Raw genomic sequence first — 16,123 nt, 5'->3', positions numbered from 1 at the left:
GGATGTAGGCATCCAGAGTCTCGACCAGCTTCTTAACAGCACTGGTACCCATTTCGTTGTCGTCTTGGCCGTTCAGAGCCATCAGCGCGGAGCCGATGATGATCGGAGTGTCGTCGCCCGGGAAGTCATAGGTGGACAGCAGGTCGCGAACTTCCATCTCAACCAGTTCCAGCAGCTCAGCGTCATCCACCATGTCAGCCTTGTTTAGGAAGACAACGATGTAAGGAACGCCTACCTGACGGGACAGCAGGATGTGCTCACGGGTTTGCGGCATCGGGCCATCGGCGGCCGAGCAAACCAGGATAGCGCCGTCCATCTGCGCAGCACCGGTGATCATGTTCTTCACGTAGTCGGCGTGGCCCGGGCAGTCAACGTGCGCGTAGTGACGCACGGCCGAGTCGTACTCAACGTGAGCGGTGTTGATGGTGATACCACGAGCCTTCTCTTCCGGAGCCGAGTCGATCTTGTCGAAGTCGACCTTGGCGCTACCGAATACTTCGGAGCAAACGCGGGTCAGAGCAGCGGTCAGAGTGGTTTTACCGTGGTCAACGTGACCGATGGTGCCAACGTTGACGTGCGGTTTGTTACGTTCGAATTTTTCCTTAGCCACGACAGTAAACCTCTTACTTAAAGGGCGGGGTTAGCCTTGTTTTTTAACCAGTGCTTCGACGATGTTCGACGGAGCTTCGGCGTACTTGGAGAATTCCATAGAGTAGCTTGCGCGACCCTGGGACATGGAACGAACGTCGGTCGCATAACCGAACATCTCGCCCAGCGGAACCTCGGCACGGATCACCTTACCGGAAACCGAATCTTCCATACCCTGGATCAGACCACGACGACGGTTCAGGTCACCCATCACGTCACCCATGTAGTCCTCAGGAGTCACCACCTCTACCCGCATGATCGGCTCAAGCACTTTACCACCGCCCTTCTGGGCCAGTTGCTTGGTCGCCATGGAGGCAGCAATCTTGAACGCCATCTCGTTGGAGTCGACGTCGTGGTAGGAACCATCGAACACAGTGGCCTTCAGGCCGATGAGCGGATAACCGGCAACAACGCCGTTCTTCATCTGCTCTTCGATACCTTTCTGGATCGCCGGAATGTATTCCTTCGGAACCACACCACCGACGACTTCGTTGACGAACACCAGACCTTCGGTGATGTTGCCCTTGTCATCCACGTCCGGAGTCGAGAAACGAATCCAGCAGTGACCGAACTGACCGCGACCACCGGACTGACGAACGAACTTGCCTTCGATCTCGACATTGTCCTTGGAGATGGTTTCGCGGTAGGAAACCTGCGGCTTGCCGATGTTGGCCTCAACGCCGAACTCGCGCTTCATGCGGTCGACGAGGATGTCCAGGTGCAGCTCACCCATACCGGAGATGATGGTCTGGCCGGTTTCTTCGTCGGTCTTGACGCGGAACGACGGGTCTTCCTGGGCCAGCTTGCCGAGGGCGATACCCATCTTCTCCTGGTCAGCCTTGGTCTTCGGCTCAACAGCTACCGAGATTACCGGCTCCGGGAAGTCCATACGCTCGAGGATGATTGGCTTGTCGATGTCGCACAGGGTGTCACCGGTGGTGACGTCCTTCATGCCGATCAGAGCCGCGATGTCGCCAGCGCGCACTTCTTTGATCTCGTCACGCTGGTTGGCGTGCATCTGCACCATACGACCAACGCGCTCTTTCTTGCCTTTCACGGAGTTGATAACCGAGTTACCAGACTCCAGAACGCCCGAGTAGACGCGAACGAAGGTCAGAGTACCTACGAACGGGTCGGTAGCGATCTTGAACGCCAGAGCGGAGAACGGCGCGGCGTCGTCAGCCTGACGCTCGTCGAGCTGATCTTCGGTAACCTCGTCCTTCGGAGTGTCAGCCAGGTCTGGGTGGATACCCTTGATAGCCGGAATCTCGGTCGGAGCAGGCAGGAAATCGATGACGGCGTCGAGAACCAGGGGCACGCCCTTGTTCTTGAACGAGGAGCCGCAAACAGCAGGAACGATTTCGCAGGCAATAGTACGCTGACGCAGGCCGGCCTTGATCTCTTCGATCGACAGCTCACCCTCTTCCAGGTACTTGTTCATCAGCTCTTCGCTGGCCTCGGCAGCCGCCTCGACCATGTTGCTGCGCCACTCGTTAGCCAGGTCCACCAGCTCGGCAGGAATCTCTTCCTCGCGGTAGGAGGTACCCTTGTCGTCTTCGTTCCAGTAGATGGCCTTCATCTTGATCAGGTCAACCTGACCCTGGAAGTCATCTTCCGCACCAATGGCCAGCTGAACCGGAACCGGAGTGTGACCCAGGCGGTTCTTGATCTGACCGACAACGCGCAGGAAGTTGGCACCAGCGCGGTCCATCTTGTTCACGTAGACGATACGCGGAACACCGTATTTGTTGGCCTGACGCCACACGGTCTCGGACTGCGGCTCAACGCCGGAGGTGCCGCAGAACACCACGACAGCACCGTCCAGTACGCGCAGGGAGCGCTCAACTTCAATGGTGAAGTCTACGTGGCCAGGGGTGTCGATGACGTTTACGCGGTACTTGTCGTACTGGCCGCGCGAACCTTCCCAGAAGGTAGTGATCGCCGCCGAGGTAATGGTGATACCACGCTCCTGCTCCTGCACCATCCAGTCGGTGGTAGCAGCGCCGTCGTGCACCTCACCCATCTTGTGGCTGAGACCTGTGTAGAACAGGATCCGCTCGGTAGTGGTGGTCTTGCCCGCGTCAACGTGGGCGCAGATACCAATGTTCCGGTAGCGGTTGATTGCTGTATTACGAGCCATAAAGCCCTCGCAGAAGTATTGAAGCCGTAATTAGAAGCGGTAGTGCGAGAACGCTTTGTTGGCCTCAGCCATACGGTGCACGTCTTCACGCTTCTTGACGGCAGCGCCTTTGCCTTCGAAGGCATCCAGCAACTCGCCAGCCAGGCGCAGAGCCATGGACTTCTCACCACGCTTACGCGCGCTCTCCACCAGCCAACGCATGGCCAGAGCATTACGACGGGACGGACGAACTTCGACCGGAACCTGGTAGGTAGCACCGCCTACACGGCGGGACTTAACTTCGACCAGCGGAGCGATGGCGTCGAGAGCTTTCTCGAAGACTTCCAGGGGGTCGGTGTTCTTGCGGGTTTTGACAGTCTCCAGGGCACCGTAAACGATGCGCTCGGCGACAGCCTTCTTGCCGCTTTCCATCACGTGGTTCATGAATTTGGCGAGGATCAGGCTTCCGTATTTCGGATCGTCCAGAATCTCACGCTTAGCTGCTACACGACGTCTTGGCATGATAAGCCCTCAAACGGTCTTCAGGTTAGCCCGGGACCATAACCAACAGGTTACGCCCGACCTTACTCTTATCGACTCAATAAAAAGAAAAATGGCGAGCCGAATTACTTCGGACGCTTGGTACCGTACTTGGAGCGACCCTGCTTACGGTCTTTGACACCAGTGGTGTCCAGCGAACCGCGCACGGTGTGGTAGCGCACACCCGGAAGGTCTTTTACACGACCGCCACGGATCAGCACGACGCTGTGCTCTTGCAGGTTGTGACCTTCACCGCCGATGTAGGAGGTGACTTCAAAACCGTTGGTCAGACGAACACGGCACACTTTACGCAGTGCGGAGTTCGGTTTTTTCGGCGTGGTGGTGTACACGCGAGTGCACACGCCACGACGCTGCGGGCAGTTCTGCAGCGCAGGCACGTCGCTCTTCTCGACGAGACGCTTGCGCGGCTGGCGTACCAGCTGGTTGATAGTTGCCATCTATAAGCTCCACTGTTGTCTTTCGACGCTATTGCCCTAAAGCAAAATGGCAGAGCTAGTCGCCCTGCCAAATTTAGGGGTGCATGAGTCTAAAGAGACTCCCACCCCCAGTCAAGACAAGGCCCCGGGCGATTGCTCGCCCAGGGCCCTATCCGATCAGTTGCCGCTGGAGTTCAGCGCTTCGGTCAGAGCCGCTTCGACCTCGCTCGCGCTCACGCGCTGAGGCTTGTCGGCTTCACGACGACGCTTACGCTCGCTGTGGTAGGCCAGGCCGGTACCGGCCGGAATAAGACGACCCACAACAACGTTCTCCTTCAGGCCGCGCAGGTAGTCGCGCTTGCCGGTCACAGCCGCTTCGGTCAGTACGCGAGTGGTTTCCTGGAAGGAAGCCGCGGAGATGAACGACTCGGTGGACAGCGAGGCCTTGGTGATACCCAGCAGAACGCGCTCGAACTTGGCGATGAACTTGTCTTCGCCGGCCAGCACTTCGTTCTCGCCCAGGACGTGGGTCAGTTCCATCTGGTCGCCCTTGATGAAGCTGGAGTCGCCGGATTCGCTGATCTCAACCTTACGCAGCATCTGACGCAGAATGGTCTCGATGTGCTTGTCGTTGATCTTCACGCCCTGCAGACGGTAAACGTCCTGGATCTCGTTGACGATGTACTTGGCCAGCGCGCTCACACCCAGCAGACGCAGGATGTCGTGCGGATCGCTCGGGCCGTCGGAGATAACTTCGCCGCGGTTCACTTGTTCGCCTTCGAAGACGTTCAGGTGACGCCACTTCGGAATCAGCTCCTCGTAGGGGTCGCTGCCATCGGTCGGGGTGATGACCAGGCGGCGCTTGCCCTTGGTCTCCTTGCCGAAGGCGATGGTGCCGCTGATCTCCGCCAGGATCGAAGCCTCTTTCGGACGACGGGCTTCGAACAGGTCGGCAACGCGCGGCAGACCACCGGTGATGTCGCGGGTCTTCGAGGTTTCCTGCGGGATACGGGCGATAACGTCACCCACACCGATCTGCGCACCGTCGGCCACACCGACCAAGGCGTTGGCCGGCAGGAAGTACTGGGCCGGTACGTCGGTACCTGGCAGCAGCAATTCCTTGCCGTTCGCGTCGACCATCTTGATCGCCGGACGAATGTCCTTGCCAGCGGCCGGACGATCTTTCGGATCCAGCACCTCGATGTTGGTCAGACCGGTCAGTTCGTCGGTCTGGCGCTTGATGGTGATGCCCTCCTCCATGCCGACGAAGGTCACAGTACCCTTCATTTCGGTCACGATCGGGTGGGTGTGCGGGTCCCACTTGGCGACGATGGCGCCAGCGTCGACCTTGTCGCCTTCCTTCACGGAAATCACGGCACCGTACGGCAGCTTGTAGCGCTCGCGCTCGCGGCCGAACTCATCGGCGATGGCCAGCTCACCGGAGCGCGAGACCGCGACCAGGGCGCCGTCGGCACGCTCGACGTGCTTCAGGTTATGCAGACGGATCGCGCCGCCATTCTTCACCTGAATGCTGTCAGCAGCCGAAGTACGGCTGGCGGCACCACCGATGTGGAACGTACGCATGGTCAGCTGGGTACCCGGCTCACCGATGGACTGGGCGGCGATAACGCCAACCGCTTCACCGATGTTCACCTGGTGACCACGGGCCAGGTCGCGGCCGTAGCACTTGGCGCAGATGCCATAGCGGGTTTCACAACTGATCGGCGAACGCACGACCACTTCATCGATGCTGTTGCGCTCGATGAACTCGACCCACTTCTCGTCAACCAGCGTACCGGCTGGAACGATGATCTCGTCGCTACCCGGCCTCGGCACATCCTTGGCAATCACACGGCCAAGTACTCGCTCGCCGAGCGGCTCAACCACGTCGCCGCCTTCGATGTGCGGAGTCATCAGCAGACCGTGCTCGGTACCGCAGTCAACTTCGGTCACGACCAGGTCCTGGGCCACGTCGACCAGGCGACGGGTCAGGTAACCAGAGTTCGCGGTCTTCAGTGCGGTATCCGCCAGACCTTTACGAGCACCGTGAGTGGAGATGAAGTACTGCAGTACGTTCAAGCCTTCACGGAAGTTCGCGGTGATCGGCGTCTCGATGATGGAGCCGTCCGGTTTGGCCATCAGACCACGCATACCGGCCAGCTGACGGATCTGGGCGGCGCTACCACGAGCACCGGAGTCCGCCATCATGTACATGGAGTTGAAGGACTCCTGGTCGACTTCTTTGCCTTCGCGGTCGATGACCTTCTCTTTCGAGAGGTTGGCCATCATCGCCTTAGACACTTCGTCGTTGGCCTTGGACCAGAGGTCGATCACCTTGTTGTACTTCTCGCCCTGGGTGACCAGGCCGGAGGCGTACTGCGATTCGATTTCCTTCACTTCCTCGGTGGCGGCGTCGATGATGCGCGCCTTCTCATCCGGGATGACGAAGTCGTTCACGCCGATCGACACACCGGAGATGGTCGAGTAGGCGAAACCGGTGTACATCAGCTGGTCGGCGAAGATCACGGTGTCCTTCAGACCCACAGTGCGGTAGCACTGGTTGATCAGCTTGGAGATCGCCTTCTTCTTCATCGACTGGTTGACCACGTCATAGGACAGGCCGGCTGGTACGATCTGGAACAGCAGCGCGCGGCCGACGGTGGTGTCGACGATGCGGGTGTTCTTGACCAGGCTGCCGTCCTTCTGCTTGACGGTCTCGTTGATGCGTACCTTGACCTTAGCGTGCAGAGAAGCCTCGCCGGCGCGGAATACGCGGTCGACTTCCTGCAGGTCGGCGAATACGCGACCTTCGCCTTTGGCGTTAACGGCTTCACGGGTCATGTAGTACAGACCCAGAACCACGTCCTGCGACGGCACGATGATCGGCTCGCCGTTGGCGGGCGACAGTACGTTGTTGGTCGACATCATCAGCGCGCGCGCTTCCAGCTGGGCCTCGAGGGTCAGCGGAACGTGCACGGCCATCTGGTCACCGTCGAAGTCGGCGTTGTACGCGGCGCAGACCAGAGGGTGCAGCTGGATGGCTTTACCTTCGATCAGAACCGGTTCGAACGCCTGGATGCCCAGACGGTGCAGGGTCGGTGCGCGGTTGAGCAGCACGGGGTGTTCGCGGATAACTTCGGCGAGAACGTCCCAAACCTCAGGCAGTTCGCGCTCGACCATTTTCTTGGCCGCTTTGATGGTGGTGGCCATGCCACGGGCTTCGAGCTTGCCGAAAATGAACGGCTTGAACAGCTCGAGAGCCATCTTCTTCGGCAGACCGCACTGGTGCAGGCGCAGGGTCGGGCCCACAGTGATCACGGAACGACCGGAGTAGTCCACGCGCTTACCGAGCAGGTTCTGACGGAAGCGACCTTGCTTACCTTTGATCATGTCGGCCAGGGACTTCAGCGGACGCTTGTTCGAGCCAGTGATGGCGCGACCGCGACGGCCGTTGTCGAGCAGGGCGTCGACCGCTTCCTGCAGCATGCGCTTTTCGTTGCGCACGATGATGTCCGGAGCGGCCAGGTCAAGCAGACGCTTCAGACGGTTGTTACGGTTGATCACGCGACGGTACAGATCGTTCAGATCGGAAGTCGCGAAGCGGCCGCCATCCAGCGGAACCAGCGGACGCAGGTCCGGCGGCAGTACCGGCAGGACGGTCAGGACCATCCACTCCGGGTGGTTACCGGAGTCCTTGAAGGCTTCCATCAGCTTCAGGCGCTTGGACAGCTTCTTGATCTTGGTCTCGGAGTTGGTCTGCGGAATCTCTTCGCGCAGGCGGCCGATCTCGTGATCCAGGTCGATGGCGTTGAGCAGCTCGCGAACGGCCTCGGCGCCCATACGCGCGTCGAAGTCGTCACCGAACTCTTCGAGGGCTTCGAAGTACTGCTCGTCGTTCAGCAGCTGGCCCTTCTCCAGGGTGGTCATGCCCGGATCGATCACTACGTAGCTCTCGAAATAGAGCACGCGCTCGATGTCACGCAGGGTCATGTCCAGCAGCAGGCCGATACGGGACGGCAGGGACTTCAGGAACCAGATGTGGGCGACCGGCGAAGCCAGTTCGATGTGCGCCATGCGCTCACGACGGACCTTGGCCAGGGCCACTTCCACGCCGCACTTCTCGCAGATCACGCCGCGATGCTTGAGGCGCTTGTACTTACCGCACAGGCACTCGTAGTCCTTGACCGGGCCAAAGATCTTGGCGCAGAACAGGCCATCACGCTCGGGCTTGAAGGTACGGTAGTTGATGGTTTCCGGTTTTTTAACTTCACCGAAAGACCAGGAGCGGATCATCTCAGGCGAAGCCAGACCGATACGGATCGCATCGAACTCTTCAACCTGACCCTGGTTTTTCAACAGATTCAGCAAGTCTTTCAAGGCCTTTCCTCCTCACAGACTCGCTGCGGCCGACGGTGCGGCCGCAGCAAGGCGTGTTATTCGGTTTCCAGTTCGATGTCGATACCGAGCGAACGGATCTCTTTGATCAACACGTTGAAGGACTCGGGCATGCCGGCCTCCATGCGGTGATCGCCGTCCACGATGTTCTTGTACATCTTGGTCCGGCCGTTCACGTCGTCCGACTTCACGGTCAGCATTTCCTGCAGGGTGTAGGCGGCGCCGTAGGCTTCCAGCGCCCAGACCTCCATCTCACCGAAGCGCTGACCACCGAACTGCGCCTTACCACCCAGCGGCTGCTGGGTAACCAGGCTGTAGGAACCGGTGGAACGAGCGTGCATCTTGTCGTCGACCAGGTGGTTCAGCTTGAGCATGTACATGTAACCGACGGTGGTCGGACGCTCGAACTGGTTACCGGTACGGCCGTCGGTCAGGCGCATCTGGCCGCTTTCCGGCAGATCGGCCAGCTTCAGCATGGCCTTGATCTCGCTTTCCTTGGCACCGTCGAACACGGCGGTAGCCATCGGCACGCCGCCCTTCAGGTTCTTCGCCAGATCCAGGATCTCGGTATCGGAGAAGGTATCCAGGCTTTCCTGACGACCACCGATCTCGTTGTAGATCTCGTTGAGGAACTTGCGCAGCTCGGCGATCTTGCGCTGCTCTTCGAGCATGCGATTGATCTTCTCGCCCAGGCCCTTGGCCGCCAGGCCCAAGTGGGTTTCGAGGATCTGACCGACGTTCATACGCGACGGTACGCCCAGCGGGTTGAGGACGATGTCGACCGGGGTGCCATTGGCATCGTGCGGCATGTCTTCGACCGGCATGATCACGGAGACCACACCCTTGTTACCGTGACGACCGGCCATCTTGTCGCCCGGCTGGATGCGACGCTTGATGGCCAGGTAGACCTTGACGATCTTCAGGACGCCCGGAGCCAGGTCATCGCCCTGCTGCAGCTTGCGCTTCTTGTCTTCGAACTTGTCGTCCAGCAGCTGGCGACGGTCGCTGATGTAGGCCTGGGCCTTCTCCAGCTGCTCGTTCAGGGCGTCGTCGGCCATGCGCAGCTTGAACCACTGACCGCGCTCCAGACCGTCCAGGTAGGCGTCATCGATGACAGCGCCTTTCTTCAGGCCAGCACCGCCTTCGGCCTTGGCACCCACCAGGGCGGAACGCAGACGCTCGAAGGTCGCACCTTCGACGATGCGGAACTCTTCGTTGAGGTCCTTGCGGATCTCGTCGAGTTGCTGCTTCTCGATGGCCAGGGCGCGGCTGTCGCGCTCGACGCCGTCACGGGTGAAGACCTGTACGTCGATGACGGTACCTTTGGTGCCGGTCGGCACGCGCAGGGAGGTGTCCTTAACGTCGGACGCCTTCTCACCGAAGATCGCACGCAGCAGCTTCTCTTCCGGAGTCAGCTGGGTCTCGCCTTTCGGAGTGACCTTGCCGACCAGGATGTCGCCCGCCAGTACTTCGGCGCCGACGTAAACGATACCGGCTTCGTCCAGCTTGTTCAGCGCAGCCTCACCCACGTTCGGGATGTCCGCGGTGATTTCCTCTGGGCCAAGCTTGGTGTCACGGGCCACACAGGTCAGTTCCTGGATGTGGATCGTGGTGAAGCGGTCTTCCTGGACCACGCGCTCGGACAGGCAGATGGAGTCTTCGAAGTTGAAGCCGTTCCACGGCATGAACGCCACGCGCATGTTCTGACCCAGAGCCAGCTCACCCATATCGGTGGACGGACCGTCGGCCATGATGTCGCCGCGCGAAACCTTGTCACCCTTGCTCACCAGCGGACGCTGGTTGATGCAGGTGTTCTGGTTGGAGCGGGTGTACTTGGTCAGGTTGTAGATGTCGACACCGGCTTCACCGGTTTCGACTTCGTCGTCGGCTACACGAACCACGATACGGCTGGCGTCGACGGAGTCGATCACGCCACCACGACGGGCCACGACGCAGACACCGGAGTCACGGGCGACGTTGCGCTCCATGCCGGTACCGACCAGCGGCTTGTCGGCACGCAGGGTCGGCACGGCCTGACGCTGCATGTTCGAACCCATGAGTGCACGGTTGGCGTCGTCGTGCTCGAGGAACGGAATCAGCGAGGCAGCGACGGAAACGACCTGCTTCGGCGACACGTCCATCAGGGTCACGTCTTCCGGCGCCTTGACGGTGAACTCGTTGAGGTGACGCACGTTCACCAGTTCGTCGACCAGCTGGCCCTTGGCGTTCATGGTCGCCGAAGCCTGGGCGATCACGTGATCGGCCTCTTCGATGGCGGACAGGAACACGATCTCGTCGGTGACCTGGGTATCCTTCACCACGCGGTACGGGCTTTCCAGGAAGCCGTACTGGTTGGTGCGGGCATAGGCGGCCAGGGAGTTGATCAGACCGATGTTCGGACCTTCAGGGGTCTCGATCGGGCACACGCGACCGTAGTGGGTCGGGTGTACGTCGCGGACTTCGAAGCCGGCGCGCTCACGGGTCAGACCACCTGGGCCGAGTGCGGAGACGCGGCGCTTGTGGGTGATCTCGGAGAGCGGGTTGTTCTGGTCCATGAACTGCGAGAGCTGGCTGGAACCGAAGAACTCTTTCACCGCCGCCGCAACCGGCTTGGCGTTGATCAGGTCCTGCGGCATCAGGCCTTCGCTTTCAGCCATCGACAGACGCTCTTTGACCGCGCGCTCTACACGCACTAGGCCAACGCGGAACTGGTTCTCGGCCATCTCGCCGACGCAACGTACGCGACGGTTACCCAGGTGGTCGATGTCGTCGACGATGCCTTTGCCGTTACGGATGTCGACCAGAGTCTTCAGTACGTCGACGATGTCCTCTTTGGACAGAACGCCGGAGCCTTCGATCTCGGTGCGACCGATACGGCGGTTGAACTTCATGCGGCCAACGGCGGACAGGTCGTAACGCTCGGCGCTGAAGAACAGGTTGTTGAACAGAGTCTCGGCAGCATCCTTGGTTGGCGGCTCGCCAGGACGCATCATGCGGTAGATCTCGACCAGGGCCTCCAGCTGGTTGCCGGTGGAGTCGATTTTCAGCGTGTCGGAGATGAACGGACCGCAATCGATGTCGTTGGTGTACAGGGTCTCGATGCGAACAACCTGTGCCTTGACGATCTTCGCCAACACATCTGTGGTCAGCTCGGTGTTGCACTCCGCCACGATCTCACCAGTGGCCGGATGCACAATGACCTTGGCGGTGGTGCGCCCCAGCACATAGTCGAGCGGCACTTCCAGCTCTTTGATGCCGGCCTTGTCGATCTGATTGATGTGGCGCGCGGTGATACGGCGACCCTGCTCAACGATGACCTTGCCCTTCTCGTCCTTGATGTCGAACGCGGCGATCTCGCCACGCAGACGCTGCGGCACCAGCTCCAGGTTCAGGGTTTCACCCTTCACGTGGTAGACGTTGGTGTCGTAGAACGCATCCAGGACTTCCTCGGTGCTATAGCCCAGGGCGCGCAGCAGAACGGAAGCCGGCAGCTTGCGGCGACGGTCGATACGAACGAAGACAGCGTCTTTCGGGTCGAACTCGAAGTCCAGCCAGGAGCCACGGTAAGGAATGATGCGGGCCGAGTACAGCAGCTTACCGGAGCTGTGGGTCTTGCCACGATCGTGGTCGAAGAACACACCCGGAGAGCGGTGCAGCTGGGAGACGATCACGCGCTCGGTACCGTTGATGATGAAGGTACCGTTTTCGGTCATGAGCGGAATTTCGCCCATGTAGACTTCTTGTTCCTTGATGTCCTTGATCGCTTTGTTCGACGACTCTTTGTCGAAGATGATCAGACGGACTTTGACTCGCAGCGGTACAGCGAAGGTCACGCCACGCAGCACGCACTCCTTGACGTCGAACGCAGGCTCGCCGAGACGATAGCCGACGTACTCCAGAGCGGCGTTGCCGGAGTAGCTGATGATCGGGAATACGGACTTGAAGGCCGCATGCAGGCCAACGTCGCGGAACTGCTCCTTGCTCACTCCTTGCTGCAGGAATTCGCGATACGAATCCAGCTGGATGGCCAGGAGATACGGCACATCCATCACGTCCGGCAACTTGCTAAAGTCCTTGCGGATACGTTTTTTCTCAGTGTATGAGTAAGCCATCAGCGTTCCCCAGCTTGGTCACCTGCTTGTTTGGCCCCTGCCGACGGCAAAGGCCAGAAAATCGTGCAAACCCCTTGGTTTGCGCCGCCCTCGGGCGGTGTTTTCGCGCCATGGACGACTACCTTTCGGCTCGTCGCCCATAACGGAAAAAGGCCGGTGGCATCTGCCACCAGCCATCAGCCTTTCGCTTAACGCTCGGGCTGCAGACGCAAGACGCGAGCTTACTTGAGCTCGACCTTGGCGCCAGCTTCTTCCAGCTTCTTCTTGGCGTCTTCAGCGGCTTCCTTGGTCAGGCCTTCGGCGATGACTTGCGGAGCGGTGTCAACTTTCTCTTTGGCTTCTTTCAGACCCAGACCGGTCAGTTCGCGAACAGCCTTGATCACGTTGACTTTCTTGTCGCCAGCTTCGGCCAGAACGACGTTGAACTCGGTTTGCTCTTCAGCAGCGGCAGCAGCCGGGCCAGCAGCAGCAACGGTGGCAGCGGCGGCGGTAACACCGAAGGTTTCTTCCATCGCCTTGATCAGCTCAACGATTTCCACAACGGATTTCTGGCCGATAGCTTCGATGATTTGCTCGTTAGTCAGAGACATGACTATGAATTCCTGTATTGGGGTGACGGCCTACACAGCCATCAAATTAAACATGTGATTTCGAAAGCGCTCACGCAGCCTTAGGCAGCAGCAGCTTCTTTCTGGTCGCGAATAGCTGCCAGCGTGCGAGCGAGCTTGCTGGTGGCGCCTTGGATCACGCTCATCAGCTGCGCGATACCCTCGTCGCGGGTCGGCAGAGTTGCCAGTACGTCGATCTGGTTTGCTGCGAGGAACTTGCCCTCGAACGCAGCTGCCTTGATCTCGAACTTGTCCTGACCCTTGGCGAACTCTTTGAACAGACGGGCAGCAGCGCCCGGGTGCTCGTTGGAGAAAGCGATAAGGGTCGGGCCTTTGAACACGTCGTTGAGCACGTCGAACTGAGTGCCTTCAACGGCGCGCTTGAGCAGGGTGTTACGTACGACACGTACGTACACGCCAGCTTCGCGGGCCTCTTTACGGAGTCCGGTCATTGCGCCGACAGTCACGCCACGGGCATCAGCCACAACAGCGGACAGACCGGCTTTGGCAGCCTCGTTGACTTCAGCGACGATGGCCTTCTTGTCTTCGAGTTTAATTGCCACGGGTTTACTCCTGGATTTACCGTTTCGTCGAGCCGGAGCTCGACGTCGTTTTGGTGTCTGATTCGGTACGAATCGGGAGCACCATCTGCGTAGGTTCTGGAGATCGCTCTCCGAGGTTTAAGGCTTGCACCACCTACGGTCTTGGATAGCCCCCGCCAGGCAGGGACCCCAATCTTTCGAGGCCGACGAACGAATCCGCCGGCCAAATCACTTAGGCTTCCAGGGAAGCCTGATCAATCACCAGACCCGGACCCATGGTGGTGCTCAGGGTCACGCGCTTGACGTACACACCCTTGGAGGTGGACGGCTTCAGGCGCTTCAGGTCAGCCAGCAGGGCTTCCACGTTCTGCTTCAGCGCGCCGGCTTCGAAGCCGATCTTGCCGATGGAGGTGTGGATGATGCCGTTCTTGTCGGTACGGAAACGCACCTGACCAGCCTTGGCGTTCTTGACAGCGGTAGCAACGTCCGGAGTCACGGTGCCGACTTTCGGGTTCGGCATCAGACCGCGCGGGCCGAGAACCTGACCCAGCTGACCGACGACGCGCATGGCGTCCGGCGAGGCGATGACTACGTCGTAGTTCAGATCACCAGCTTTCATCTCGGCAGCCAGTTCGTCCATACCGACTTTGTCTGCGCCGGCAGCCAGAGCGGCTTCAGCGCCCGGACCTTGGGTGAACACAGCGACGCGGACGGTTTTGCCAGTGCCGTTCGGCAGCACGGTGGCACCACGGACAACCTGGTCGGATTTACGCGGATCGACACCCAGGTTCACAGAAACGTCGAAGGACTCGGTGAACTTGACAGTGGACAGCTCAGCCAGCAGTTTGGCGGCGTCTTCGAAGTTGTAGGCCTTGCCGGCTTCTACTTTCTCGGCGATAGCCTTCTGGCGCTTGGTCAGCTTAGCCATTACACACCCTCCACGTTGAGGCCCATGCTACGCGCGGAGCCGGCGATGGTGCGCACGGCCGCATCCAGGTCAGCTGCGGTCAGATCGGCCTGCTTGGTCTTGGCGATCTCTTCCAGCTGAGCACGGGTAACGGTGCCAACTTTGACGGTGTTCGGACGAGCAGAACCGCTGGTCAGGCCGGCGGCCTTCTTCAGCAGCACCGAAGCCGGGGTGCTTTTGGTTTCAAAGGTGAAGCTCCGGTCGCTGTAAACGGTGATGATCACAGGAGTCGGCAGACCAGGTTCCATGCCCTGAGTCTTGGCGTTGAACGCCTTGCAGAATTCCATGATGTTCACGCCGTGCTGACCCAGAGCAGGACCAACGGGCGGCGACGGGTTGGCCTGGCCGGCCTTTACTTGCAGCTTGATGTAAGCCTGAATCTTCTTAGCCATGAGCTACTCCAATATCGGGTCAGACGCTTCAACGAAGCTCCCCGGTTAGTACGCATTTATCCCAGTGACGAAAAAACCCCACAGCCAGCGGCTGCGGGGTACGGGATGCATTGTCCAGTTATGCCTTTTCGACCTGACTGAACTCCAACTCCACCGGTGTGGAGCGACCGAAAATAAGCACGGCCACTTGGATCCGGCTTTTCTCGTAGTTAACTTCTTCGACGACACCATTGAAATCAGCGAACGGCCCGTCGATCACACGAACAGTCTCACCTGGCTCGAACAGAGTCTTCGGCTTCGGCTTGTCACCACTATCGGCAACACGACGCAGGATAGCGTCAGCCTCTTTCTCGGTGATCGGCGCCGGCTTGTCGGCAGTACCACCAATGAAGCCCATGACGCGCGGCGTGTCCTTGATCAAGTGCCAAGTTGCCTCGTTCATTTCCATCTGAACCAGCACATAGCCAGGGAAGAACTTACGCTCGCTTTTGCGCTTCTGGCCGTTACGCATCTCCACCACTTCTTCAGTGGGAACCAGAATTTCGCCGAACTCGTCTTCCATGCCAGCCAGCTTGACGCGCTCGATCAGCGAGCGCATGACATGCTTCTCGTAACCCGAGTAAGCATGCACAACGTACCAACGCTTAGCCACGGGACACCCTTAACCGACAATCAACGAAACAAGCCAACCCAGCAGGCTATCCAAGCCCCACAGGACCAGCGACATCACCAGGACAACCGCAACCACGATCAGAGTGGTTTGAGTAGTCTCCTGGCGAGTCGGCCAGACAACTTTGCGAATCTCGATACGCGCCTCTTTTGCCAGAGCAAAGAACGCCTGACCTTTCGCGGTCTGCAACGCGACAAAACCGACAACTGCAGCGAGAGCCAGCAGAGCCAGCACGCGATACAAAAGCGGTTCAGCCGAGAAATACTGATTGCCGACAACACCAGCGACGACTAGAGCGGCTGCCACGAACCACTTCAGCACATCAAAGCGGGAGTTTTGAGCTTCAGCCTTGGCATTCATGAGAAAACCCTGTCGAAAGAAACGCCAGATCCACTTCTATTCAGGAATCTGGCAGGCCAGGAGGGAATCGAACCCCCAACCTGCGGTTTTGGAGACCGCCGCTCTGCCAATTGAGCTACTGGCCTAAAACGGAGTAAGGCCGACCATTATGCCGGCCTTACCATGCTAGATCAATCGATTACTCGATAACCTTGGCAACCACGCCGGCACCAACGGTACGGCCGCCTTCGCGAATTGCGAAACGCAGGCCGTCGTCCATCGCGATCGGTTTGATCAGGGTGACAACCATTTTGATGTTGTCGCCCGGCATGACCATCTCAACGCCTTCCGGCA

Annotated in this window: 12 protein-coding genes, 1 tRNA gene and 1 pseudogene; all 14 read right to left on the bottom strand. The window is 59.4% G+C overall.

Features of this window, described 5'->3' with window-relative positions; translation table 11 throughout:
* A partial coding sequence (locus IB234_RS23670; RefSeq protein WP_192322309.1) for a GTP-binding protein occupies nt 1-610 on the bottom strand: 610 nt, incomplete at its 3' end.
* A gap of 30 nt (nt 611-640) precedes the next feature.
* The gene (gene fusA / locus IB234_RS23665) at nt 641-2,788 is read right to left on the bottom strand and encodes an elongation factor G (RefSeq protein WP_192322308.1); all 2,148 of its coding nucleotides are present in this window, start codon (nt 2,786-2,788) and stop codon (nt 641-643) included.
* Between the two features lie 30 nt (nt 2,789-2,818).
* Nucleotides 2,819-3,289 carry a 30S ribosomal protein S7 gene (rpsG, locus tag IB234_RS23660; RefSeq protein WP_192322307.1) on the bottom strand — a complete coding sequence of 157 codons (471 nt, stop codon included), beginning with the start codon at nt 3,287-3,289 and terminating at the stop codon, nt 2,819-2,821.
* A 104-nt stretch (nt 3,290-3,393) separates the two neighbouring features.
* A complete protein-coding gene (gene rpsL / locus IB234_RS23655) occupies nt 3,394-3,765 on the bottom strand; it encodes a 30S ribosomal protein S12 (protein WP_110683332.1) in 372 nt (123 codons plus the stop codon).
* Nucleotides 3,766-3,921: 156 nt separating this feature from the next.
* On the bottom strand, nt 3,922-8,121 hold the full coding sequence (gene rpoC / locus IB234_RS23650) for a DNA-directed RNA polymerase subunit beta' (protein WP_192322306.1): 4,200 nt from the start codon (nt 8,119-8,121) through the stop codon (nt 3,922-3,924).
* 56 nt (nt 8,122-8,177) lie between these two features.
* Entirely contained in the window at nt 8,178-12,251 is a 4,074-nt protein-coding gene (gene rpoB / locus IB234_RS23645) for a DNA-directed RNA polymerase subunit beta (RefSeq protein ID WP_192322305.1), read from the bottom strand.
* Nucleotides 12,252-12,472: 221 nt separating this feature from the next.
* A complete protein-coding gene (gene rplL, locus IB234_RS23640; protein ID WP_192322304.1) occupies nt 12,473-12,841 on the bottom strand; it encodes a 50S ribosomal protein L7/L12 in 369 nt (122 codons plus the stop codon).
* An 80-nt stretch (nt 12,842-12,921) separates the two neighbouring features.
* Nucleotides 12,922-13,422, bottom strand: coding sequence for a 50S ribosomal protein L10 (rplJ, locus tag IB234_RS23635; RefSeq protein WP_192322303.1), 501 nt, complete (start codon nt 13,420-13,422; stop codon nt 12,922-12,924).
* A 211-nt stretch (nt 13,423-13,633) separates the two neighbouring features.
* Nucleotides 13,634-14,329, bottom strand: coding sequence for a 50S ribosomal protein L1 (rplA, locus tag IB234_RS23630; protein WP_192322302.1), 696 nt, complete (start codon nt 14,327-14,329; stop codon nt 13,634-13,636).
* The gene (rplK, locus tag IB234_RS23625) at nt 14,329-14,760 is read right to left on the bottom strand and encodes a 50S ribosomal protein L11 (RefSeq protein WP_004373444.1); all 432 of its coding nucleotides are present in this window, start codon (nt 14,758-14,760) and stop codon (nt 14,329-14,331) included. Before rplK ends, rplA begins: the two co-directional genes overlap by 1 nt.
* A 118-nt stretch (nt 14,761-14,878) precedes the next feature.
* Complete coding sequence (nusG, locus tag IB234_RS23620; protein WP_021702718.1) at nt 14,879-15,412, bottom strand: transcription termination/antitermination protein NusG; 534 nt, start codon at nt 15,410-15,412, stop codon at nt 14,879-14,881.
* Between the two features lie 9 nt (nt 15,413-15,421).
* Nucleotides 15,422-15,790, bottom strand: a complete 369-nt coding sequence (gene secE, locus IB234_RS23615) for a preprotein translocase subunit SecE (protein ID WP_192322301.1) — start codon at nt 15,788-15,790, stop codon at nt 15,422-15,424.
* Nucleotides 15,791-15,839: 49 nt separating this feature from the next.
* A tRNA-Trp gene (locus tag IB234_RS23610) sits at nt 15,840-15,915 on the bottom strand.
* Nucleotides 15,916-15,968: 53 nt separating this feature from the next.
* Nucleotides 15,969-16,123: pseudogene (tuf, locus tag IB234_RS23605) on the bottom strand (elongation factor Tu); the annotation flags it as partial.

The organism is Pseudomonas sp. PDM16 (assembly GCF_014851865.1).
Classification (GTDB): Bacteria; Pseudomonadota; Gammaproteobacteria; order Pseudomonadales; family Pseudomonadaceae; genus Aquipseudomonas.
Note: the sequence above shows the minus strand (reverse complement) of the source record. Positions and strands in the feature narration are given on the sequence as shown.